This is a genomic window from Tamlana crocina, from assembly GCA_040429635.1.
GTDB lineage: Bacteria > Bacteroidota > Bacteroidia > Flavobacteriales > Flavobacteriaceae > Flavisericum > Flavisericum crocinum.
This window is the reverse complement of sequence record CP158972.1, coordinates 3,288,770-3,314,885: the sequence shown is the minus strand read 5'-3', so window position 1 is coordinate 3,314,885 and position 26,116 is coordinate 3,288,770. Positions and strand designations below refer to the sequence as shown.

The 26,116-nt window shown below is 36.5% G+C and carries 12 protein-coding genes; 10 read left to right on the top strand and 2 right to left on the bottom strand.

What is annotated here, in order from left to right:
* Positions 1-39: 39 nt before the first annotated feature.
* From ABI125_14545 to ABI125_14520, 6 genes are all read left to right on the top strand, one after another.
* Entirely contained in the window at positions 40-1,806 is a 1,767-nt protein-coding gene (locus ABI125_14545; protein XCF05923.1) for a class I mannose-6-phosphate isomerase, read from the top strand.
* A gap of 14 nt (positions 1,807-1,820) precedes the next feature.
* Positions 1,821-5,057 carry a GH92 family glycosyl hydrolase gene (locus ABI125_14540; GenBank protein ID XCF05922.1) on the top strand — a complete coding sequence of 1,079 codons (3,237 nt, stop codon included), beginning with the start codon at positions 1,821-1,823 and terminating at the stop codon, positions 5,055-5,057.
* A gap of 91 nt (positions 5,058-5,148) precedes the next feature.
* Positions 5,149-5,886, top strand: a complete 738-nt coding sequence (locus ABI125_14535) for a GntR family transcriptional regulator (GenBank protein XCF05921.1) — start codon at positions 5,149-5,151, stop codon at positions 5,884-5,886.
* A 402-nt stretch (positions 5,887-6,288) separates the two neighbouring features.
* On the top strand, positions 6,289-8,346 hold the full coding sequence (locus ABI125_14530) for a DUF5722 domain-containing protein (protein XCF05920.1): 2,058 nt from the start codon (positions 6,289-6,291) through the stop codon (positions 8,344-8,346).
* Positions 8,347-8,357: 11 nt separating this feature from the next.
* The gene (locus ABI125_14525) at positions 8,358-10,064 is read left to right on the top strand and encodes a sulfatase (protein ID XCF05919.1); all 1,707 of its coding nucleotides are present in this window, start codon (positions 8,358-8,360) and stop codon (positions 10,062-10,064) included.
* Between the two features lie 3 nt (positions 10,065-10,067).
* The gene (locus tag ABI125_14520; GenBank protein ID XCF05918.1) at positions 10,068-11,714 is read left to right on the top strand and encodes an arylsulfatase; all 1,647 of its coding nucleotides are present in this window, start codon (positions 10,068-10,070) and stop codon (positions 11,712-11,714) included.
* Between the two features lie 234 nt (positions 11,715-11,948).
* Here the strand turns inward: ABI125_14520 and ABI125_14515 are convergent, their stop codons facing one another.
* Complete coding sequence (locus ABI125_14515; GenBank protein XCF05917.1) at positions 11,949-14,915, bottom strand: G8 domain-containing protein; 2,967 nt, start codon at positions 14,913-14,915, stop codon at positions 11,949-11,951.
* Positions 14,916-15,265: 350 nt separating this feature from the next.
* Here ABI125_14515 and ABI125_14510 point away from each other — a divergent pair, with 350 nt between their 5' ends.
* From ABI125_14510 to ABI125_14495, 4 genes are all read left to right on the top strand, one after another.
* Entirely contained in the window at positions 15,266-18,529 is a 3,264-nt protein-coding gene (locus ABI125_14510) for a glycosyl hydrolase (GenBank protein ID XCF05916.1), read from the top strand.
* A gap of 292 nt (positions 18,530-18,821) precedes the next feature.
* Positions 18,822-18,974, top strand: coding sequence for a hypothetical protein (locus ABI125_14505; GenBank protein ID XCF05915.1), 153 nt, complete (start codon positions 18,822-18,824; stop codon positions 18,972-18,974).
* Between the two features lie 423 nt (positions 18,975-19,397).
* Positions 19,398-20,444, top strand: a complete 1,047-nt coding sequence (locus ABI125_14500; protein XCF05914.1) for a GntR family transcriptional regulator — start codon at positions 19,398-19,400, stop codon at positions 20,442-20,444.
* Between the two features lie 160 nt (positions 20,445-20,604).
* The gene (locus tag ABI125_14495) at positions 20,605-24,855 is read left to right on the top strand and encodes a two-component regulator propeller domain-containing protein (protein ID XCF05913.1); all 4,251 of its coding nucleotides are present in this window, start codon (positions 20,605-20,607) and stop codon (positions 24,853-24,855) included.
* A 61-nt stretch (positions 24,856-24,916) separates the two neighbouring features.
* Here ABI125_14495 and ABI125_14490 read toward each other — a convergent pair whose 3' ends face one another.
* Positions 24,917-26,116 (bottom strand): Gfo/Idh/MocA family oxidoreductase, encoded by a 1,200-nt coding sequence (locus ABI125_14490; protein ID XCF05912.1) that lies wholly within the window; start codon positions 26,114-26,116, stop codon positions 24,917-24,919.

Genomic DNA, 26,116 nt, shown 5'->3' with positions numbered 1-26,116 from the left:
AACTTCAATAAGAAAGAAGTTAACCTCAAATATTAAAAGATGAATAGAGAAACGAGTCAAAATTTGTTACCTGTAGTTAGCGAAGTGCCAAACACAGATACTTATAATATTAACCCTATACACAAGTTGGTTGAAGGTGAAATAGCACTAGGATATAAAAGTCTAGCGAATAGATTAAAAACAGAAAAAACAATAATTATAGATGGGTATGTAGGCGTAGATTGGAACGAGGTAATTAGTAGTCTAAAAACAAGTTTTAAAGACAACGGTTTTACGGTAAGCGCCTTCAATGTACAAGATTGTTTAAAATCTGAAAATGATATTGAAGCCATGGTAGCACCATATTTAAATGGTGATGACCCTGTTTTTGGAAAAATAACCGATTTAAAACTTCTGGATTATTTTGAGAAAGAAAAGTTGGCTAATGTAAAACTTGAAAACAATACAGATATACAAATAGTATATGGCACCGGTGCAGCACTTTCTAATGTTAAAGGCTGCACAGTGTACGTAGATTTGCCTAAAAACGAATTACAGTACAGAATGCGGGCAAACGCTATAACAAACCTGGGGTTGTCAAAGGTAAAACCGCACAAACAAATGTACAAACACTTTTACTTTGTAGATTGGGTTGTTTTAAATCATGAAAAAAAGAAATTACTTCCAAAATTCGATATAATATTAGACCAACAGCGTCCAGGTGAACCAACCTGGACAGAAGGTGAAGCTTTAAGGAAAAGTTTAACTAATATTTCTCAAAACTTTTTTAGAGTAAGACCATGGTTTGAGCCGGGAGTTTGGGGAGGTAATTGGATAAAAGAACATATTGATGGGCTAAATCCTAATGTGCCTAATTACGCTTGGTCCTTTGAAATGATTGTTCCCGAAAATGGTTTAATATTTGGAGACCAAAATGGGTGGTTAGAAGTGTCTTTCGATATGTTGATGTTTCTAGAGCATAAAAACGTATTGGGTAAGGCTGCAAATCGTTTTAAGTATGAATTCCCAATCCGTTTCGATTTTTTAGATACTTATGACGGCGGAAACCTTTCTGTACAATGTCACCCAAAACCAGAATATATAAAAGCTGAATTTGGTGAAAATTTTACCCAAGATGAAACCTATTATATTTTAGACGCAGAAAATGACGCGCAAGTTTACTTAGGTTTTCAAGACGATATTAAACCAGAAGAATTCAAAGCAGCCCTTGAAAATAGTTACCAAACCAAGCAAGAGTTGGATGTTGAAAAGTACGTGCAAAAAATGCCTGCAAAAAAGCATGATTTGTTTTTAATTCCTCATGGTACGGTACACTGCTCTGGTATTAACAATATGGTGTTAGAAATTAGTGCAACGCCCTATATATACACCTTTAAAATGTATGACTGGCAACGTTTAGATTTAGAAGGAAATCCAAGACCTTTAAATATAGAAAGAGCTTTTCAAAACTTAAACTTTAACCGCAAAGGAACGGTGGTGCAAGATACTTTAATTTCCAAACCCACGGTTGAAGCACAAGGAGAAGGTTGGCAAAAAATTCATTTACCAACACATCCAGACCATTTTTATGATATTTATAGGTACGAATTTGAAGATGAGGTGGTTATAGAAACAAACAACCAATGTCATATTCTTATGCTTGTAGAAGGTACTGCTGTAGAGCTAAGCGTGCCACAACAACAGCAAACGTTTTATTACGCTGAAACATTTGCGGTATCAGCAGCAACCAATAAATATCGTTTAGAAAACAAAGGAAATGGTTTGGCAAAAGTGATTATTTCCTTTGTTAAGGATGAAGCATGTTAAAATAAAACAGGCAATTGAAAAATTTAAAATTTAAATATTTAGTGCTTTTTTTGGGGTGTTGTACATTTTTAAATGCACAACAATCAATAATATGGCAAATAGGAAAATCAGATAACAGTAGCTCAGAATTTGCGCTTGCAAATTCTGAGTATACTAAGTTTTTAGAGCATGATTTTGGATGGGAAGACCGTTTTTATTTAATTGGTTTTTCCAATCAAAAAACAGACTTCCCTTTTGTTTTACCCGGAGCAACAGATTATTGGGGAGGTACATCGGGATTGGCCGGTATAAGACCTCATGAAATCAATATTCTTTTCGGTGTAAATAAAAAGCCAGAAAAAGGCGTTTGGAAATTGGTTGTAGACGTGCTTGACTGTAATCCTGAAACACCTCCATTGTTCAAGGTAAATATTAATGGTAAGCCATGGCAATTCAAATTAGATAAAGGGCAGAATACCGAAGCCTTAAAAGGTTCTAATAAAGGCACTAAAGAACAAATATTAAGCATTCCAGTTCCTAATGAATTAATTAAACTAGGGGGCAATAAGGTGCAATTAACCACTTTAGAGGGGAGTTGGTTGGTTTTTGATCAAGTTCGATTAGAGGGGCCTGAACGTGTAGAGCTAGTGAAGCCTAAAAATGCATTTTTACGAAATGTTGAAGCAGCAAATTATGAACTGGAAGTTAATAGTAATAGGGTTCAGCCCTTATTAATTGATGTTCAGCACCTTTCAGGAACACCACTTCTGCAAGTAAAATTAGATAATCAAACCATTTTTAAAGAAACAATAGAGCATGGTAGAAATATTTATGAAGCACCCATGCCTGCTGTAAGTCTTTCGAAAGTCAGTTATTATTCCGTTTTGTTAAATGGTAAAATAATTCAACAAGGTACCATAAAAAGAACACCTCAACCATTAAATACATTCGCAGATTATGTAGATACAAAAATAGGTACAGGGCATTCTAGATGGATGATAGCTCCGGGGCCTTGGATGCCTTTTAGTATGGTGAAAATAAGTCCAGACAACCAGAGTACTGGTTGGCAGGCAGGCTACCAACCGTCATACGAAAGCGTAAGCACTTTTAGCCATATTCATGAATGGACCATGGCAGGTTTAGGTACTTTTCCAACAAACGGACCTTTAATTACAAAAATAGGAAGTCCAGATAATCCAGATTCAGGGTATCGTTCACGTATTGATAAAAGTACAGAACAAGCACCGTTGGGATATTATTCTGTGTTTCTAAGCGATTATAATATAAAAGCAGAACTTACAGCTACAACTAGGGCTAGTTTTCAGCGGTACACCTATCCTAAAAATAAATTAAATTCTAGAATTCTTGTAGACCTGCAAATACCTTCAGAATATAAATATAATATAGAAGAGGCTTATTTTAAAAAGGTAAATGATTACAAAATAGTTGGTTATAGCAAACAAATTTCACCTTCCGTTTGGGGTGAAGGTCATTACCGAAAACATTACATAGAAAACGGAGATGAACCAAAAGAATGGGACGCGATTGCACAAGAATATACTGTACATTTTGTAATGGAGTTTGATAGCCCAATTAAAGATTTTGGTATTTGGGTAGATGGAGATAAAGAAGGAAAAGATGATGCCACTATAATAAATACGCAAGAATTAAAAGTAAACAACCCCGAAGATATTGTTGCTTTTGTAGAATTTAATACTGATAAAAACCAAGTAGTACAATCCAGAACCGCTTTATCTTATGTTAGTATTCATAACGCCGAATTAAATTTAAACGAAGAAATAACCAAGCCTTTTGGTTGGGATTTTAACAGTGTAAGAGCGCACCAGAAAAATACTTGGAATAATTTATTGAATAGGGTTGTAATAACCTCAAATAATAGGTTAGAGAAAACAAGATTTTATTCTAATATGTACCGTGCTTTAGTGAGCAGGAACATTTTTAGTGATGTTGACGGCAGTTGGATGGATGCAGAAGAGCAAGTTCAAAAAATAAAAGACCCTAACGGAGTTGCCCTAGGGTGTGATGCTTTTTGGAATACGTTTTGGAACTTAAATCAATTTTGGAATTTGGTAACACCAGAATGGTCGTCAAAATGGGTAAACTCACAATTAGCCATGTACGATGCCAATGGTTGGTTAGCAAAAGGGCCCGCTGGAATGGAGTATATTCCAGTTATGGTGGCAGAACACGAAATTCCGCTTATAGTAGGTGCTTACCAAATGGGTGTTGGCAATATAGATGCAGAAAAAGCTTTTGAGGCTGTTTATAAAATGCAAACAACAAAAGGACAAAAGGTTGGTAATGGATACGCAGGCAATAGAGATTTAGAGCCTTACCTTAAATACAGCTATGTTCCATACAATAAAGGGCGGTTTTCAAACACCCTTGAATACTCATTTGATGATTTTGCAGTGTCTCAATTGGCAAAATCCTTAGGAAAGGAGAAAGCATATAATGAGTTTATAAATCGCGGGTATTGGTGGAAAAATGCCATTAACCCAAATACCGGATATGCGCATTTAAGGCATTCCAATGGCGAATGGTTTCCAGATTTCGATCCTATTAAAACGGCAGGCAATTTTCAGTTTGTTGAAGGGAATGCGTGGCAGTTAACCTTTTTTGTTCCACAAGATATTCCTGCATTGGCGGCTATTGTTGGTGAGGAAGAATTAGCAAAACGTTTGGATGATGGTTTTAATACTAGCAGCCCTTGGCGGTATAATGCCCCTAACGAACTGTATTGGGATTTTCCGGTCACTCAAGGAAATCAACAATCTATGCATTTTTCATTCCTGTTTAATTGGGTTAAAAAACCTTGGTTAACGCAAAAATGGAGCAGAGATATTATTAATAGGTATTACGGTTTTGGAGTGTCTAACGCTTATTTAGGCGATGAAGATCAGGGGCAAATGAGTGCATGGTTTATCATGGCGTCTTTAGGTCTTTTTCAAACCGATGGAGGAGTTCGTGTAGATCCTATTTATGAAATAGGCAGCCCAATTTTCAAAAAAACAGAAATACACTTAGATGCTTATAATGGACGGGGAGAATCTTTTGTAATTGAAGCGAAGAATGCATCATTCAATAACAAATACGTACAAAAAGCAACCCTAAACGGGAGAGCACTTAATAACTTTTGGTTTCCGGCAAGTGAATTACTGAAAGGCGGGAAATTAGAATTGGAAATGGGAGATAAACCAAATAAAGATTGGGGCATTTTTAAAATGCCGTCATTACCCAATGAGCACTAACTAACCAATAGAGCAAATTCTAATCACAATTTATGTATTCCATTTTGGGCAGATTTTTTGTTATATATTTGGTAATAATAAAATGTAATCTATGGACTTTAAACTCAATCAATCGAGCCCAATACCCTTGTATGTGCAAATTGAAAATTATTTAAGGGGTTTAATACAAGAAGAAGAATATATAAAAGGGGATAAACTTTTGCCTAAAGAAGTAGCGTTATCGAAAAAATTAGGGGTTTCAAGAAACACCATTAGGCAGGCAATTAACCAGTTGGTGTTCGAGGGATTGATAGAGCGTAAAAAAGGCGTAGGAACCAAAGTAGTCGCAAAAAAAATATCTACCCGCCTAGATAACTGGATAAGTTTTACCAACGAAATGCGGAGTAAGGGTATAGAAGTGGTAGATTATCATATGTCTATTGAGTTAGTCAAAGCCACTCCAGAAGTATATAAAGCTCTGGGAGTTTCAGAAGAAAAAGATTTATGGAAATTGGAAAAAATTAGAGGGTCTAAAAAAGGAAAATTTTTATATTCTATTTCTTATTTTCACCCAAGAGTTGGCATTTCTGGAAAAGAAAATTTTAAAAAGCCACTTTATGAATTGTTGGAAATTGAGCACGATATAATTGTATCTACATCCAAAGAAAAATTAAAAGCCATAACAGCAAATCAGAAAATTTCCAATGCATTAGGTATTTATGATAATCATGCGGTTTTAGAGCGTGAGCGATTGGTCTTGGATGTTGGAGAGCGGCCTGTAGAATTCAATAAAGTATATTATCATACAGATTATTTTACCTATGATATAGATATTAAAAGAGAACTTTAGGTTTTCGTCAATTTAAAAAAATCGCTTTATACTATTGTATTAAAAAAAAGTAGAGCGGAATTAGGAACATAGTGTTACCCCATCGAACCTAATAATAGGAAAAAACAAAAACTGTTAATCTTTTGATTATCAGTTTTTTTTGTTTTAGGTGTTTTGTTTAATATCAAATAAAAGTATTTATTTTCAACAAAAAGGCCTACTAATCTGTGAGGACTTTACCATCTGACTTGCAACAAAAAGTCTATGAAAAACTTTAACACTACCTCATTCTACAGGATAGTTTTTTGGGTAATACAGCGTAGATTTACAATTCTTTGAAAGCCTAAATAATTTATGTTCAAATATACTTTCTTTTTTTTGTTATTTTCAGCGTCAGTTTTTTCTCAAAAAAATGTAACACTTTTGGATATTGATGCCAGAAACGGTAATGAAGTTGAAATTCAAAATCTAGAAAGCAGAGGGTATGCCATTAGAACGAAAGGAACCGATCCATATGTTTTTTTAAAGCCCTTGAAAGAAGATTTAAACGGTAAGAAAAATCAATTGTCCTTTAGCTATTTCTGTCCCTCTGGGTTAGACCACATACAGGTTTATTTTTACCCTTTAGGAAAGCAAATTAAGAGCGTTATGGTAGGTGATGTTGGCAGTACCGAGGGTTGGGTTGACTTTAGGATAGACCTTAGCGAATATACAGAAAACTGGGGTAAAACTGGTCAATTTCTGCGGTTAGATTTTGGAACGAAGCCAGGGGTAAATCTTCAGATAAAGAATATTCTGCTGAGGGAAATGACAAAAAGAGAATTGGAAATCCAGGTAAATAAAAAAAAGAAAAAACAACAGGAACTCATTCTTGAAAAGAATTTACAGGCTTACTTAAATAAAAATTATAGTAATAGGGTTTCCAATGTTTTGGTAACGGATGATAAGATTACGATAAGTGGAACTGTTTCAAGAAATAGTAATTTATACCTAGCCGAAATCCCGATATATCTAAACGGCACTGAACTAAAGCAATTTAAAAATTTAATAGCAATAAGAGGTAACGATGAAAATTTTACAATGAATCTTGATCGTTATGTTCAGCGTCATGGATTCCAACAAGATCGCCTGCTTTCAAAATGGATGATAGTAGAAAAACAAGCTAATGGTTTCAAAGGTGTTTCCCATGCCCGTTATAGCGATTCGGTAGTGCCAAAATATAATTACGAGTTTCCGAAGCTGGCATCTAAAAAAGGACTTGGCGGGTATAGTGCTAATAGAGAGGCACCAATTTCAGATTTAGATAGTTTGGGCATTGCCAGTGCAACCGTAAATATTTTAATTAATGGATTGTTTAGGTCTGCACCTTCAATAGATAATATATCTCATAGCTATTTAGGGAAAACCTATTATATTAATAAAAAGGAAATAGAAAAGTACGATAAAACCTTGCGCTCTACTTCAAAAAGAAATATTGAAGTTTCAGCTATTTTACTGGTAGCAAAAGCATCTCAGTCTCCAGATAAAGTTATTGGTAACATTCTTCAACACCCCGACACAGATCCAGCAGGCATATATGCCATGCCAAATGTAACCTCACCGGAAGGCATTCAGTATTATTCTGCAATACTCGATTTTTTGGCAAAACGATATACCAGACTCGATAAAAAATATGGACGAATTCACCATTGGATAATTCATAATGAAGTTGATGCCGGTTGGGTTTGGACCAATGCCGGCGAAAAAACGGCTTTGGTTTTCATGAGTCTCTACCATAAATCGATGCGTTTGTCTTATAACATTGCCAGAAAGTATAATCCAAATTCAAAAGTCTTTATCTCTTTGACCCATTATTGGAACTGGACTTCCAATTCGCAGTTTTATCATTCTAAAGCATTACTTGAGCAACTTCTTCTCTTTTCAGAAAAAGAAGGGGATTTTGAGTGGGGCATTGCGCACCACCCTTATCCAGAATCTTTGCGAGAACCAAAAACATGGTTGGATGAGAAGGTAAGCTTCGATTATGATACCCCACTAATTACCTTTAAAAATATAGAAGTTTTAGATGCCTGGGTAAAACAGCCCAGCGTATTGTATAAAGGAAAAGTGAAACGACTGGTTTACCTGTCTGAAAACGGTACCAACTCACCATCGTACAGCGAACAAGATTTGAATGAGCAAGCCGCCGGAATGGCCTATGCCATGAAGAAGATAAAAAAATTAGACGGTATAGATGCATTTCAATACCACAATTGGCAGGACAATAGGAATGAGGGAGGGTTGCGCCTTGGGTTAAGGCGCTTTCCTGATGATCAAGAAAACCCCGGAGGTGTAAAACCGGTTTGGAAGGTTTATCAAGCCTATGGAACAGAAAAAGAAGATGAAGTTTATAATAAATATAAAACGATGATAGGTGTTGAAAACTGGAATCAAATTCGGTTCAGTATTACTAATGAAAAAATTGGTGGCACCAAAAAATAAAATTTAAGAACATGAAAAAAAGAAAAACCTTTGTGTATGGCCTAGCGGTGTTGATTTTAGTTGCTTGTCAATCTAAAACCGATAAAAAAAGTATTGGTAAAGTACAAGAGCAATCGCGCCCCAACATTATTTTTATATTGGCCGATGATTACGGGATTATGGATAGTCAAGCGTATGCATCAAAATTTTCTGGAGCAACCTCCTCAGAAATGTTTTATGAAACCCCTAATATCGACAAATTGGTTAGCCAAGGAACATCTTTTTCGCAGGCTTATGCAAATCAATTGTGCTCACCTACACGGGCTAGTATCTTAACAGGCAAATACGCTGGAAAAATTGGGTTTACAACGGCTATGCCTCCCAGAAATACATACTACAACCAAAATTTAGAAGTTCCAGAAGGCTTTTATGTTCATGACGTTTTAGAACATAAAGACCCCATTAAAATAGAACAAGCGCTCGTTAACGGTATTTCCAATTCAGCCGTTCCTACAGGCAGTAAAATTGATGGCGGTAAAGACGAACTTTCAATTGCAGAAGCTTTAAAGGATTACCATTCGGCTTTCATCGGGAAATGGCACCTTGGAGGTTTCGGGGCCAAAGGTTACCAGCCAAAAGACCAAGGGTTTGAGCCCCTAGCCTGGTTTGATGCAGGAGGTTCTACTTACTTTAATTGGAGAGGTATTTGGAACAATAAAAGTAATGATATGTTTCCAAAAGTAGCCCCTAAAGATTTAGAAATAGGAGGAGCAGGGAGAATAACAGGAGAAAACTATTTAACCGATGATTTAACCGTGCAGGCACTACAGTTTATAGAGGAAAGAGCCAAGATAAAGGAAAAACCTTTCTTTCTATATTTTTCGCATTTTGCCATACATACACCTTACCAAGCAAAAGAAGATGAAATGGCCCATTTTAAAAAGAAGAAAACTAAAGGATGGAACGGGCACAAGGACCCGGTTTATGCGGCCATGGTAAAAAGCCTCGACCAATCTGTAGGCGCTATTTTAGATAAGCTTGAAGCATTACATTTAGAAGAGAATACACTCGTTGTTTTTATGTCCGATAACGGTGGTATCGATGCTAAATTAACACCAAATGACAAAGGAACAAATAACCATCCTTTCTTGGGGGGAAAGGCCTGTTTAACCGAAGGCGGAATACGGGTTCCCCTAATTTTCAAATGGAAAGGAAAGGTACAAGAGGGTAAATGGGTTGATGTTCCTGTGGACTGTACAGATATTTATCCTTCCCTTTTGGATGCCGCTGGGTATAATTCAAAAAGAGTAGTTGAAAAACACCAATTGGATGGCGAAAGTATCATTCCGCTACTTTCAGATTTAAAGAATGACAAAGGAAATTATACCAAAACTACGCATTATTGGCACTATCCTTTCAATGTAATCTATAACTCCCCTTTTGAGCCTTATGCGCTAACGCCTCATTCTGCGATTCGTGAAGGCGATTATAAATTGATTTACGATTGGTACGGACGTTTGTATCTATACAACATAGAGGAAGACCCTTATGAAAAAAACAATCTTATACATTCAGAACCTAAACTTAAGGACAGTATGTTCTTAAAATTAATGGGTTGGTTAAAGGAAAACATAGATGGACGTTATTGGCCATCAATAAACAAAAATTACAACTCTAAAAAAGAAGTTAGAGATACTCCGTTTGTCGATATGTTTTCATCATATAAACCCCAAACATAGATTATGAGAAATTACTTTTGTTTTGCTGTGCACCGAATAAAAAATACTAGATCAATAATTAGGCACGTACTAATGTGTGCAGGTGTTTTTGTTTCATTTACCAACTGTGTTTCCCAAAATAATTCAGAAAATACACAGCCCAATATAATTGTTATCATGGCTGATGACTTGGGATATAGTGATTTAGGCTGTTACGGTGGTGAGATTCATACCCCCACATTAGATAAAATGGCGGAAGAAGGTATTCGCTTTCCTAATATGTACAATGCCGGTATGTGTGTTATATCCCGTAGTGCTTTAATTACTGGTACATGGTGGCCAAGAGCAGGTTATGGTGCCCAAAACGGAGAGAATATAGCCGAAAAGCTAAAAAAAGTGGGATACAGAACAGGTTTAGTTGGAAAATGGCATTTAGATGGGAAACCAAACAACAAAGGCTTCGATTACTTTTTTGGGTTTTTAGGCGGTTTTTCCAGTTATACTAGAGGTGGAAAAGATTATAGGGTTAACGATAAAAAATTTGAAGATTTTGGTGATGACTATTATTCAACAGATGCCTTTTCGGAGCACGCCGTTCAATTTGTAAAATCGAGTACAGAGCCTAACCAGCAGCCTTTTTTTCTTTATTTAAGTTACCAATCGCCACATAACCCTTTGCAGGCTTCCAAAGAAGACATTATAAAATATAGAGGCTCCTATATAAAAGGGTGGCAATCCATTAGAGAGCTTAGAATAAAAAAACAGAAACAAATTGGAATTATTAAGGGCAATGTACCTTTACCAGAATACCCAATGAATTTGCCTAAGTGGGACAGTTTAACAGCGGCTCAAAAAGATTTAGAAGATTTACGCATGTCTGTTTACGCTGCTATGGTAGAGCGCATGGATGTTGGTATTGGCAAGTTGATGGATGCCTTAAAAGCGACAGGCCAAGATGACAATACGCTCATAGTATTTTTAAGCGATAACGGCACAGACTCCTTTTCTGTAATGGATTCGGTATTGCTTAAAAGAGGGCTTTTGCCAGGTGATGAGGGGTCTAATTATCAGTTGGGTACGGGTTGGGCCTATGCTAGTGTGAGTCCTTTAAGACTTTATAAAATCAGCCAGCATGCTGGTGGTGTAAAAACAGGAGCTATCGTTAGGTGGCCCAATGGCATAGCAAAACCAAACAGTATAAAAACCGAACAATTAAACCTTGTGGATTTTATGCCTAGTTTTATGGAGTTGGCTCAGAATAGACCAGTATCTAGAAACCAAAATTTAGCAGGCCAATCCTTTATTCCTCTATTGAAAGAGCAGGCGTGGCAACGACACGCGCCAATGTTTTTTCAATTTATGGATAACAGGGCGGTTAGAACGGCCAAATGGACGTTGGTAGAAGTAGACGGAAATGGTTGGGAGTTGTACAATATTGAAAAAGATCCTTTTGAAACCAATAATATAGCCGAAAAGCATAAAAACAAGGTCGCAGAATTGGAGGGCCTATGGCTAAATTGGTGGAAAACCGAAAGTGGTAATGCAAACTACCAAGCAGAAAGCACTAGCACAAGTCCACATTATAAAGCACAGGGCGACCGAGGTTCTGGCGAACAATATATCCCTTCAGCCATGCCAGAGCGGCTTAAAGGTAAATATGCAATTGATTAGTTTAACTTGATTTTTACTGCTTTAAGCAAAAAGAGGCATTAGCTTTAAAGAGGTTTTCTGGGATACGTTTATTGAAAAATAGGAGAAACACCTCTAAAACAATATATGGATTTAAAGTAAAAAGAAAGAAGTTTTTTAAGTATAGTATAGAAGCTGTTTTGTAAAATATACGAACACAAAAAAGGTAGGGGGAAAACCTCTACCTTTTTTTGAGAACGAAAAGATTATCAATGATTACTCAATAGCTATTTTCTTGGTGCTTTTACCGTTATTATTGGTCATGACTACCATATACAGTCCTTTGGGCAATTTCGAAATATTTAGTGATTTGTTGGGGCTTTCGTTGGTGCTAAATTGATTTTGCAAAACCATTTTGCCCACTAAATCATAAATTTGAATGGTAGTTTCGGTATTAAAATAGGGACCTGAGAAATGCAGGGTATGCGATGCTGGATTTGGAAAAAGTTTCACGTTGTTATCAGCAATTAAATCTTGGGTTTCGAGGATTTCGCCATCGTCATCAAAAGGATTGGTGCCGTTTTCTATTTCTTGCCTATCGCTAACCAAGTCGTTGTCGGTATCTAAAATAGGAACTGTAAAATTTGTGTTCCATTCCATATTTATATTTTGGTTAAACTGGGTTGCCACATATTTAATGTACAGATCACCGTTGTTCTCTAGGTAGAAATTGGTTCCATTGTTGTTTTTTAAACTTGAAAGAGAAGCACTTTCTGTAATCGGGCTTCCCGCAAGTTTTAATGATAAACCACCGAGTTTACCAAAGTCTGCAAATTTAATAATATACGAATCTCCTTCAGAAGCGTTTTCCATGGCAACATTCATTTTTTTGTTGCTTGGCAGTGACTCAAATGTGTACGTGTATTGAAAATCTTCGTTGACAATAAACGGAAATTGAATGAACGTTTTAAAACCATAAATATGGTATGAAGACGCGGTTGGTGTACCTGTTTTGGTTCTCCTGCAAGTTACGTTTGGAATATTGCTTGTTGGTAATCCGGGGAAACGAAGTGCAGACAAGACAAAGTTGTGCGGACTTCTAAAAGCTCGCGTCCAGTTTGAATGTTGAAACTCATCGCCCACCAACATAAACGGGTGGTTACTTACAATAGAAGAATTAGCTCTACCTGTTAATGAACCGTCTTCATCTAATACAACTGTATTCCAGTTTCTAGGATGTGATGGGTTTTGTGGCCGGGTGTCATTGTTTTTTATTTTGATGTCGTAATCTGGTAAATTTATATGAGGTACGCCGTTGTTATCTGTAGTGATGCCAGAAAACCGGTGATTGGTGTTTTTTGTAGCGGCTCCACCACTGCTTAGAAAAGTGGCATTGATGTTATTCCAGCCTACAAAATGTGAATCCCTTATTTGCCCAGCGCCATCGTACATCCTGTATAGTTTTGCTTTGCCCTGAAAAATCCCCGTTCCTGAGTTTGCAACTACGGCAGATTCGACTACTTGGGAGTAACTAGCAAACTGAATTGCGGTAGGGTTATCTATCATGATATTGTTTTTAAATATAAGGTTGGAAGTAAATGCCAATCTTTGCCCTACGCTGTTGCCCAATCCCGTATATATACCAAGATTGTTGGAGTACCATGTGCAATTTTCAAACACGTGTTCTTCTGAGTTTTTCCAGCCTCTATTGCTCAAAATAGCATGGTTGGGAGTTAATTGATCAAAAACATCAACGCCGCTAACGCTACTGTGAGTTTTATTGCCTTTAAAAAGCCCTAGGGGTTCTTTGTAAGGTTCTATACCATTAAACCTAGAGTCGTTTGCCGAGGCGCCCATAGGTTTCTGTGGAAATGCAAACCAATAACCAGTGCCTTCGGTTCCTGCAGCTACATTGTTCTCAATGATGTTGTTGGGGTTTGTAATCCAGTAGGTTGCAGGTGTTCTATCCTGAACTTGATTAAATTGATTGTCAGATGGGGTGAGTTCTTCCCCTTTTTTAGGCTTTTTAGTAAGTAGGGCAACATTGTTTTTAATGATGTTATACCGTTCGCTGCCATCTTCCAGAAATATACCATGCCCAATGTGGTCGTATATAAAATTGTTGTCTACAGTTGCATAGCTTGTACCATGTATGGTTACCGCTCTGTTAAAAGATTTATGTATGCTGGAATTTTTTAGGTATTGACCATTGCCAAAAGTGTGCAGTAAATGCCAGTGCCAAGGATATCTGCCCATCTTAGATTTTTGTCCCATTCTATAAAGTTCAATACTACTGGCATTAAGGGTGCTGTTCATCATGGCCATGATGTGCCCCCCAAAGCTAGTGTTTTCGCTATTGGCATCTCCTTGTATTTTAATGTTGTGGGATAAAAGGCCAACTTCTGCCCGCAAATCGGCTGTCCAGGTTTTGTTGTCTGTTGCTCTAGTGTAGGTTTTTACCACACTAAAATGCGGATGGTTTAAAGGTTCTGTAAATGAAATATTTAATTTGTCTGCACTAATGGCACTAATGGTTCTTTTTTCTGCTTCTTTCCAATTGGTTCTGCTGGACACGATAAGTATGTCGTTTCCCACTTCCCAATCTACAGGTTCAGACATGGTTATTTCATTGGCTCCTATGGCTGCATTGGCACCGAGATGGGTCCAGCTTATCTTTTCTTTACCGTGTAGTTTTATGGTGGCACCGTTCATGGCTGCTATGAATTTGTCGCCCATATTTCCAATGTTATCACCGTCATCATTACCTATTAGGGTAATTTTACAGTTTCCACTAGCTATGTAGGGTTGTAATTCGGTACCTATTTCGAGTTGGGCACCACTGCCACTTACCAGTAGCCATTCTGTTTCTAAATCTATTTCAGCATTATTTACTTGTCCGCTAATACCTTTTAGAATACCGTTAACTGTAATGGTTTTGGCTTTGGCCACACCAACCAAGTTAACCGTTATTCCTGTGGGAATGAGTACATCAGCGTTAATTGATGGTATAACTCCGGTAGACCAGGTGCTGGTTTCCTGCCAGCTGCCATTGTTTATTGCTTCAATAGAAGCTGTTGCCATTATTTCTGCTGGAGAGCATTCATATTTATTGTAAACCAATTGGGGCGTTTTTGTGCTCGAAAATAAATTATAGAGCCTATCGAGTAGATTGGGCTCGTTATTGGCAGGTAACTGTCCTAGCCCAAAAACCATCATTAATAAAAAGAGTGTCTTTTTGTTCATACTTTTGTGTTTTAACTTGATAATTAAATAGTTTAGTGGTTAATTACTGATAAAATTATATGATGCTAAGTGCAAAACTATCCTGCTCTTTCTGTTTATATGATGCGTGTTGTTTGTTAAATTAAAATTTGTTATTGATGCTGAGTGTTTATAGGTGGTCTCGGTAATTTTTTATTGTTGGCTTTTTGAAAAACAGTGTTGCACCCCTAAACAACAGGATACAAAGTTTTCAATAATTACTTTTTTTTACATAACCTAAACATAACTTTCTTTAATGCACATCATTGGAATTAGATGAATGGCTTTTTAGGGTTAATTTATTTTTCAATTTAATTAGATGCAATACTAAAATGAATTTAACAAATACAACATTTAAAATCTTAACAATCTTATTGGGGCTTATTTGTGTTAACTGTAAGGAATCCGATAAATTGGGAATTTCTAATTTGGAAAACCTGAAAGTGGGTTTTATAACCCCTACAGAAGATAACAACCTTTGGTGCTATTGGTACTGGATAGGAGATGATATTTCAAAAGAAGGTATTACCAAAGATTTAGAGGCCATGAAAGAAGCTGGCATTGGCGGGGCTTTAATAGGCAATATAAATCCAGATGAAAAAGATGGAAAAGTCCCCATGTTGAGCGAATCTTGGTGGGAGCATATGGTGCATGCCGTAAATGAGGGTAAGCGTATAGGGGTTGATATTGGCGTGTTTAATTGCCCTGGGTGGAGCCAATCTGGTGGGCCATGGATAAAAGCAGATATGGCCATGCGGTATATTACTTATTCAGAAACAAAAATTCAAGGAGGTAAAAAAATAGATTTAAAATTAGAACAGCCCGAAACCGAGTTTCAAGACACTTATGTTTTGGCTTTCCCTTCCATAAAATCAGAAGAAAAAACAAGTTCTGTTAGTGGAACTCAAGTTATTGTAACTCCAAGTATTGCAAATTCGAAAAATTTAATTGACGGAAAAACTTCAGGGATAGCAAGTTTTTCGAAAAGCATAAAAAGTTATGAGGTTGAAATTATATTAAAAGATCAATTGGCAGCCAAAAGCATCCAAATTCTCCCAGGTAAAAGTGAGATGCTTCTAGCTTGTGAGGTCTATGCAAATGTTGATGGCACGCATAAAAAAATAAAATCGTTTACTATTGATAGAAGAAAATTGACACCTAACGTTGGTGCCGATAAATATGCTCCTATTTTGAAAAGTATTCCTGAAACTAGAGCAGATAAATTTAAGCTAAAGTTTAATGCAATAGGTTCAGTTGCTAACTTAAAAGGAACGTGGGATTTAAACGAAATTATAATTTCCGAAGCATCGGGGGTAGAAGATTATGCCAGAAAGACGTTGGCTAGAATGCACACAACACCTTTTCCTGCTTGGGATAGCTACAGGTGGGAGCAACAAAAGGATTTGGCAGATACATCATTAAAAATTAGCACAAGCCAAGTTTTGGATATCAGCGATAAAATGGATGCCTCTGGAAATCTTCGCTGGGATGTTCCCGCTGGAGATTGGACTATTCAACGCTATGGGATGACACCAACGGGTACAACAAATGCACCATCAGCCCCTCAAGGAAAAGGCTATGAAGTAGACAAAGCCAACAAAGAGATGGTTCAATTTCATTACAACCAGTTTATCGGCGAGTTGTTAAAACGTATTCCGCCAGAAAGTAAAAGCGCATTTAAATATGTAATTGCCGACAGTTACGAAATGGGTGCCCAAAACTGGACTGACGGATATGCTGAAAAATTTGAACAAGAATTTGGTTACGACCCAAAAAAATATTTGCCTGTTTTTACTGGTAGAATTGTTGGAAGTGTAGAAGAGACCGAACGATTTTTATGGGATTTACGCCGCTCTATTGCAAATGCGGTGGCTTACGAGTACACTGGAGGTTTGCGAGAAGCCAGTAATAAAGACAATTTACAACTTTGGTTAGAGAATTATGGTCATTGGGGGTTTCCGTCAGAATTCTTAATGTACGGCGGACAATCAGATTTAGTAAGTGGCGAGTTTTGGAACGAAGGGACCTTAGGGGATATCGAGTGTAAATCGGCCTCGTCTGCAGCACATATTTATGGCAAGAAAAGAGTTTCTGCCGAAGCTTTTACAGCAGCTCAAAGGTCGTATGTAAGGCATCCGGCTATGTTGAAGAAACGGGGGGATTGGTCGTTTACGGAAGGAATCAACCATTTTGTATTGCATTTGTATATCCACCAGCCCGATGATAATAGAGTTCCGGGAGTAAATGCTTGGTTTAGTACCGAATTTAATCGACACAATACATGGTTTAAGAAATCTAAATCTTATTTTGATTACCTACGGCGCTCACAACACATGCTGCAACAGGGGCAATACGCAGCCGATGTTTGTTACTTTATAGGAGAGGATGCGCCAATAATGACAGGGGTAAGAAATCCCGAATTACCAAAAGGCTATTCTTATGATTATATAAATGCCGAGGTGATTATGGACAGAATGACGGTTAAGGATGGTAAATTCGTCTTGCCCGATGGCATGACTTACAGTTTAATGGTTTTACCGCCTTTTGATACTATGCGACCAGAGCTTTTAGCTAAAATAGAAAGTTTAGTGAGCCAAGGCGGAAAAATATATGGAAAGGCACCATTAAAATCACCAAGCCTACAAAATTACCCTGAAAGTGATGAAAAGGTGAGAAAGATTGCCGATAAAATGTGGGGTAGTAGTCAAGAAGAAATTAAGAATTACGGTTTGGGCACCATTGTTGACGGTATAGAATTACAAGAAGCTTTAAAGCAATTAAACATTAATAAAGATGTGGATTTAAATGGTGAAAAATCCGTATTGTGGACACACCGTACCATGAACGGCATGGATATTTATTTTTTAACAAATCAAAGCAATGAAAAAGTTGAGTTTACACCCTCGTTTAGAGTTAAAGGCATGAAGCCTCAACTTTGGGATGCAGTAACAGGAAACATAAAACCACTAAACAACTTTAAAGAAGATAATAATCGTACTACCGTACCTCTAAAAATGGAACCGTTGCAGAGTTGGTTTGTGGTTTTTTATAATTCAAAAGACGGAGATAAACCTTTGACCACTAAAACTAATTTTCCAGAAACTAAAGTGGTAAAAACACTTAATAACCCATGGAAAGTTGAATTTAAGAACAAAGTTATCGGGCCTAAAGAAACTGTGGTGTTTAATTCGTTAACAGACTGGATTGAAAGCGAAAACGACAAGATTAAATATTACTCTGGCACGGCTACCTATACAACCACTTTTAACTATGCTGAGGATACAACAGAGTCAGATCTTTTTATAGACTTGGGTGAGGTAGGAGTTATGGCAACAGTTAAAATTAACGGAAATGATGTTGGTGACACCTGGATTGCCCCTTTTAAGTTAAAGATAAATGATGCCATAGTAGAAGGAGAAAACACACTAGAAATTGAGGTCGTAAATGTTTGGAGAAATCGATTGACAGGAGATAAAAATCTGCCGGAAACAGAAAGGTTTACTTGGGTAAATGTAGATCGGGTAGCACCAAATGAAGCATTGGTTTCCTCTGGTTTGTTGGGACCTGTAACTATTCAGTCCTCGGGTTCATTTTAAAAAAAAAATAGAAGGTTAAGACCAACCAGCCGATACTTTGGAGAAATTTATGCTGAAGAAGTGAAAAGAAACAAACACCATTAGCGGTTTGCTCTATTTCTAGTCTTAAATATGTATGTAGTTATTTTGTAGATGTGCTTTTACTGGAGTTGCGACCTTTACTCGGGCATAAAATTTAAGACTGTTTGTTACAAAACAAATATATTAGAAACATGAAAAAACGATATTACAGTCCCGAATTAAATGAACAGGCGGTTCGCTTAAGCTAGCAGCGAGAGGACGTAATAATTTAGTGAAATTATACCCTGAAAAAGTCAATGAATCCATTAAAATAATGGAAGCTAAAATTGAAGAATCCAAAGCATTGGTGCCTAAGTCCAACCCTAATTTTGCTTCACAAAAATACGCTTCAGAATTAATCGATGTCCAGCCAAAGGGGGTATAAAATGAAAAGTAGAATTGAAATTAATGAAGGTTAAAGTTTAAAAATACGGTTTCTGGATGCTTTTTGGTTAAAGTGTAATATTTTGATTTATAGTATATTGCGTGGATGTTGCAGTGTGTTTTAAACATATCTCCCTAAAAAAAAAACATTTTACCCTTCAAAGTAGTAGGTGTTAAAATAGTTTTGAAGCATACCAATAACCAAACTAGACTACCACATTAAACACGTTCTTTAACGTTCTTTAATTATTGCTTTGTAAAGCAAATTTTTAATGAATAATATTTCAACGTTTTTCTGTTTAAACAATAAAAGGTGTTTTCTCTTGGGGTGATTTAGATCAATAACTGGTATAACATAATTTTTCAAAAAAGGCCATGAAATATTGGGCTGTTAATTGTAGAAAAGTTTTTAAAATTAAGTTATATGGAAATATCAGAGTTTGTAAAAATTAACGAAAATTCAAGAGAAGCCAAATATCAACAGATTGTAAAATCTATAATTCATAACGTTGTTATTGGTAATTTAGTAATCGATCAAAAAATTCCTTCCATAAACAATTTTAGTGAGGAGCTCTATGTTTCCAGAGACACTGTCGAGAAAGCATACAACATTCTTAAGAAACGTCAGGTTATAGCTTCAATTAGAGGTAAGGGGTTTTACATTGCCAGAACAAAGCTTATTTCAAAGGTTAGAATCCTTTTTCTTATCAATAAATTAAGCTCCTATAAAATGAGGATTTATAATTCTTTTGTTGAAACAATTGGGGCTGATTCTATTGTTGATCTTCATATATACCATTGTGATGAGTCCTTGTTTTTAAGTTTGTTGGATAAACATAAATCAGACTATGACTATTATGTAATCATGCCACACTTTAAAACTGAAGCACAGGAACATACCAGTATGACCAATAGGGTATCAGAGGCCATTAATAAAATTCCAAAAAACAGATTGGTTTTAATGGATAATGCCTTAAAACAAGACCATAGTCAATCTATTACCGTTTATCAGGATTTTAAAAAGGACATCTATACAGCACTTAAAACCGGGATTAAGAAAATAAGTAAGTATAAAAAAGTCATGTTGGTTTACCCTGAAACTGGCGTTTACCCCTATCCTAAAAGAATTTTGCAAGGGGTAAAGTTGTTTTGCCTAGAGCATCATTTTGATTTTGAGGTGGTTGATAGGGTTTGCGATGATATGTCTATAAGTAAGGGCGAATTATTCATTATTATCGAGGAAGGAGACTTAGTAAATTTTATTAGGCGAACACGAGAGAACAGGTATAAATTAGGTGAAGACGTGGGTGTAATATCTTATAACGACACTGCCTTAAAGGAAGTTTTTGGTGTTTCCGTTGTTTCAACAGACTTTAAAGTGATGGGCGAACAAGGTGCAAAAATGATTTTAGATAAAGCAAAAGGTGAGTTTAAAGTGCCATTTAATTTTATAGATCGAGATTCTGCTTAATGGCGATAGGTGTCGGGATGGGCGTTTGTAATATGAAACTTTAAGCCATCACTTCAAAATGTTTTGCAGCAAATGGTCCTAAATAGGAAGACTTAAAAGCAGTTTGTATATATTTATCAAAATTAAACATGAATTTTGTGTTGAAATGATAAAAAGTCTTTTGAATTTTTTTTTTATTGGATTGCTTTTCTTTGCGTCCACAAGTATGTTTTCCCAATGGCGTTTAAACCATATAGGAGGAGATGAAGGGCTTTCCCATAACAGGGTGTCGAGTATAATTCAAGACAAACATGGTTACCTGTGGTTTGGAACGTTTAATGGCGTTAACAAGTATGACGGGTACGCAATGAAACAGTATAATTATGCTTTAAACTCAAAAGGTTTAAGTAGTAATATTGTGTTTCAATTGTTTGAAGACCAGAAGGGTTTTATTTGGGTGCCAACCTCGGCCGGACTCAATAGAATAAATACAGAAACAGAAGAGATTGATACCTACTTCAAGGGAGATAATAGAGAAAAATCATCTGGACTAAACAATATTCAACAATCGCAATCGGGCGTTTTTTTCATTAACGCTCCCAAAGGGATTAAGTGTTTTGAACTTAATAAGAAAGGGCAATTACAGAATGACACTTTTTTAGAAAAAGGCAAAGACCTTAATCTAGACATAAAAAAGATTGTGCCGGCATTAAATGGAAAATACTGGGTAGCCTCTCCATCTGGAAAAGTTCAATTATACCAACTAGATGTTGTTAAGAAGGATGGCCTGCCGAAGCTAAAAATTGATGCCGTTAATTATAATGGAGCACTTTTTGGACCAGGAATAGGCGTTCTTGATATCTTGGAATATCCAAAGAATACTGTTTGGATAATAAACAATAGGCTACAGTTGGTTAAGTTGAAATTGACTGACGATTTGAAGGTTATCGAGTCGAAAAAAATCGCTTTGAGTTCGGGTATAGCCCCAGATGTTCTAAAAATACAGCGCAGAATAGACATGATTGTCGACAAACAAAATAGGTTATGGATCGGCGGAAACAGATTATTACTTAATTATAATATTGAAACTGGGGCTAAAGCTAACTTAGCCCGAGATAGCCAGTTAAAAAAAGTAATAGGGCAAAAGGACATACAACAGGTGTTTATAGACGATTCTAATGTGTTCTGGTTGGGAACCTTTAACCACGGGGTCTATAAAATGGATTTAGATAACCACACTTTTTACAACTCTAACGAATATCTAAATTTTGAACAACCTTCAGAACTATTTGAGTCCCCTATTATGTCCATTTGTGAAGTTAATGATGGCAGTTATTGGTTTGGAACACAGGATGGGGATATTATTTCTTTAGATGCACATACATTTAACAACAACTCTAAAGCAGGTTCAAAACCAACACTAATATACAGCTACTCACAAACCTTAGATCAAGGACTTAAGCCCAAAATTACAGGTGAATTATCTCGATTAAAGAAAGCTAAGGACGGCGGGGTATGGGTTGGCGCTACAAGTGGACTCAGCAAGATTACATATAACGATATGTCCAAATCTTATCAAATCAAGGCCTTTAACAGCCTTCGAGATAGTGACGGCAACTTAATTGACAGTCGCGTTTTTGCCATAGAAGAAGATCAAAAGGGCAATCTTTGGTTTGGAGTATGGGGGAAAGGACTTGTGAAAATGACTTTTGATGAGCATTCAGAACCTCACCGTATTACTAGTTATAACACCTCTGGAAACGAGCTTTCAAACATATCAAACAATAATATTCGAGATATATTAGAAGATAACCAAGGTACTATCTGGATAGGTACAAATAATGGACTGAACAGGTTAAAAAAAGCACATGGAAGCTCGGTAAAGTTCGATAAATATTTTAGCACAATTGGAGATTCTACCACTTTAAGTAACGATTACATACTGGACTTGTACCAAACAAAAGATGGTACTTTGTATATAGGTACTTCAGGCGGCGGATTAAACCGATTAAACACAACCCAAGCCGATCAATTGGAGTTTGCCCATTACACAATTGAAAATGGCTTGCCAAGCAATGTGGTCTATCAAATAAGGGAAGATTTGCAAGGTAATATTTGGCTCATGCATGCTAGGAAAATTTCTAAGCTAAACCCTAAAACCGGTGAAATAATTTACTTTGAAAAAAGAGATGGTTTTAACGTTGATGAGTTTAGGGATAGCGCTATGGCTTTTACCTCCTCAGGAATGATGTTTTGCGGTGGCGTAAATGGGTTTACATTTTTTCAACCCAATAGCCTAACAGTTAATATGCTTCCCCCACAAGTGGCAATAACCGACTTTAAGCTTTTTAATGAGTCTGTGGATGTCGGTAAAGAGATAAACGGCCACGTAGTTCTAAAAAAAGATATTAATGAAACTAAAGAAATTAAATTGCCTTTTTATTTAAATTCTTTTGAGTTCGCTTTTTCAAGTATGCATTTTTCGAACCCAGAAAAGAACCGTTACAGGTTTTTTTTAGAAGGTTTTGAAGATAAACCCCAAACATCCAAAGGTGGTGATAGAAGGTTTGCGTCTTACACCAATGTGCCTCCTGGAACCTACGCTTTTAAAGTTTATGGCGCTAATAGCTCAGGAGTTTGGAACGAAATACCTAAAAAAATTGATATCATAATAACTCCGCCTTGGTATTTAACGCCCCCAGCAATTTTGTTTTTTGTGGTAGCGGGACTTACCGTAATATACATAATATTTAAAGTAAGATGGAATCAAATTAAGCTAAAAAATAAATTAAAATTAGAAAGTGCGCTTCATGAAAAATCATTAGAAATAAACCAGATGAAATTGCGCTTTTTCACAAATATTTCGCACGAATTACGAACCCCGCTAACACTAATTATAGGGCCCCTCCAGCAGATTATGGAGGGTAGTAATGATACCGAGTATTTGCAACGCCTAAATAACATAATGTACAAAAACTCTACACGTTTGTTGCGTTTAATAAATCAATTGCTTGATTTTAGAAAGGTAGAGTCGGGGGAGGTTAACCTAATTGTTGAAGAAGGTGACTTGGTGGAATTTGCAAAAGAAATTTATGATGCATTTCACGAAATAGCAGATGAAAGGCGAATTGATTTTATTTTTATACCCCACCAAAATAATATTCCAGCCTGGTTTGATAATGATAAAGTTGAAAAAATATTATACAACCTCTTGTCTAATGCATTTAAGTTCACTCCGCCCAATAGAAAAGTGAAACTAGTAATAAACAAAGAACGTCAGGGTGAAAAGGAATTTGCGATTATAAAAGTGATAGATGAAGGTGTTGGAATAGAAAATGAGGAATTGCCCAGTTTGTTTGAAAGGTTTTACCAAGCGAAAACAGAAAGTAATACAATACAAACGGGCTCTGGTTTAGGGCTAGCTTACACTAAGCGACTTGTTGAGATACATAAGGGAAGTATTGAAATATCAAGCGAGGTTAACAAAGGTACAATTTGTACCGTTTCAATACCGCTTTCAAAAATGGCCTATGAAGATACCGCCATCTTGGAAGAACGGCCTAAACAGCACCACTTTAATTTTGTTAAAAACGAAATAAAAGATTTAAGAGATGTTACCGCGGAGGGCAAGAAGAATAGTCAAGTAATACGGCATTCCTCAGAAACACCTACTATACTAATTGTTGAAGATAATAAGGATTTGCAGGAGTACTTGTCCAATTATTTTAGTAAGTTCTATCATGTGCTATGTGCAAATAACGGGCAAGAAGGACTAGATTCAGCTGCAAAAAATAATCCCGACCTGATTATTACCGATTTAATGATGAATAATATGAACGGTATTGAAATGTGTAAAATCCTTAAGAATGATATAAAAACAAGCCATATACCCGTTATCATCCTTACGGCCAAGTCAGGTTTAGAAAACGAAAAAGAAGGACTTGAAACAGGTGCAGATGAGTTTGTTTTAAAGCCTTTCAATATAGAAGTTTTAAGGCTCAGGGTTGGAAACATATTGAAGACTAAAAAACAATGGGCAGAAAAATTTAAAACCAAGCCAACGTCCTCCACTTGGAAAGAGTTGTCCAATAAGCTTGACAAAGAATTTTTAAAGAAATGTCTGAAAATAGTCAAAAAAAATATTGATAACACAGACTATTCTGTGGAACAATTTGCAATGGATATAGGAATGAGCCGCTCTGCATTACATTTAAAAATCAAGTCTATCACAGGTCAATCTACATCAGAGTTCATGAGAACAATTAGAATAAAACGTGCGTCAAACCTCATAAAATCAGGAAAGTATTCAATTACCGAGGTTGTTTTTATGGTAGGTTTTTCAGATCCAAAATACTTTAGGACTTGTTTTAAAAAGCAATTTGGACAAACACCTACCGAATATATAAATAGCTATAAACGGCAGGCGGGATAATGTTTTAAGCCTTCTGTAGTGTTTAGAAATTAGGTAACGACTTTAAACTCATAGCAAAAATTTATACTCCAAATTCAGAATTCCATGTTACGATTTTATTATTTCGCATGGCATCTATCCCCATTTGTACGCAGTAAGCAGCCCTTGCTCCGGTAATTACGTTTGAAACGGGTGTTGTATTATCTAAAATGCTGTTTCTAAAATCGAGTAGCGCTTGTTTGCTAGGGTTTTCGTGAGTTATGTTTATAGGTTCATAATAAGCAACCTCATCTTTTTGCATAGTAGCGCCCGATACGCCATCTACATCTTGGCTTATAACGGGAGCTTTTTTTGATTTTTCGTCCTCTGGATAAAACCTTGCAGAAGTGGTTGTTAGAATTAAGGTTCCCTTATTTCCTATTATTTTTATTTGGTACCTGTCTTTGGCGTTGCTCAAAATACACGAAAATTTAGCTTCAATGCCGTTGGGGTAACTATAGGTTAGGTGGATGTTGTCGTAAGTTTCACGTCCGTCTTTCCAAAAATCGATACCTCCTGTTCCCATAACTTGAATGGGGTTTGCATCTAAAACAGTGTTAACAAAGTCTATTTGGTGCGAACATAATTCTGCCACAAGGCCTCCAGAATATTCCCTGTACATACGCCAGTTGATGGCTCGCTCTAGGCTGGGTTCGGGTACAGGTTTTCGCCAAGAGTGGTTTCGATTCCATTGGCATTCAAAGGCCGCTATTTTACCTGCCTTCCCTTCTTTTATTAGTTGAACAACATGAGTATATAACCTGGAGCTATGGTATTGATGGCCAGTTTGAAATATAACCTTTGAGGTTTTTACCTTGTTTATTAGTTTTTTGATGCCGTTGTATCCTTTTGCCATGGTTTTTTCGCAATACACATGTTTGCCCGCAGAAACCGCATCGATAGCTATTTGTGAATGTGTGCTGAATGGAGTGGCTACTATTACAGCATCAATAGCTTTGTCTTTCAATAGGTCTTTATAATTGGTGTAACTTTTTGTTTTATTTCCTGCTCTTTTTAGCCCCTGTTCTAATCGAAATGGAATAACATCGCAACAGGCGTAAACATTCAGGTTTTCTATTTCGTTTATAAAGGGTATTAAACCAGCGCCTCTAGCTCCTGTGCCAATAATACCTATATTTATTTTCTTGTTGGAAAAGCTTGCTGCTTGAGCTAAAATGGTTGTGCTGGCCGCTAGTGTTATCGATGCTGCTGTTCCGTTTATTAAAAATTTTCTTCTATTCAT

Coding starts and splice junctions, on each gene's coding strand:
- ABI125_14510 (XCF05916.1), top strand. CDS start 15,266: ATGAATTTAACAAATACAACATTTAAAATCTTAACAATCTTATTGGGG.
- ABI125_14490 (XCF05912.1), bottom strand. CDS start 26,116: ATGAATAGAAGAAAATTTTTAATAAACGGAACAGCAGCATCGATAACA.
- ABI125_14535 (XCF05921.1), top strand. CDS start 5,149: ATGGACTTTAAACTCAATCAATCGAGCCCAATACCCTTGTATGTGCAA.
- ABI125_14515 (XCF05917.1), bottom strand. CDS start 14,915: ATGAACAAAAAGACACTCTTTTTATTAATGATGGTTTTTGGGCTAGGA.
- ABI125_14500 (XCF05914.1), top strand. CDS start 19,398: ATGGAAATATCAGAGTTTGTAAAAATTAACGAAAATTCAAGAGAAGCC.
- ABI125_14525 (XCF05919.1), top strand. CDS start 8,358: ATGAAAAAAAGAAAAACCTTTGTGTATGGCCTAGCGGTGTTGATTTTA.
- ABI125_14545 (XCF05923.1), top strand. CDS start 40: ATGAATAGAGAAACGAGTCAAAATTTGTTACCTGTAGTTAGCGAAGTG.
- ABI125_14520 (XCF05918.1), top strand. CDS start 10,068: ATGAGAAATTACTTTTGTTTTGCTGTGCACCGAATAAAAAATACTAGA.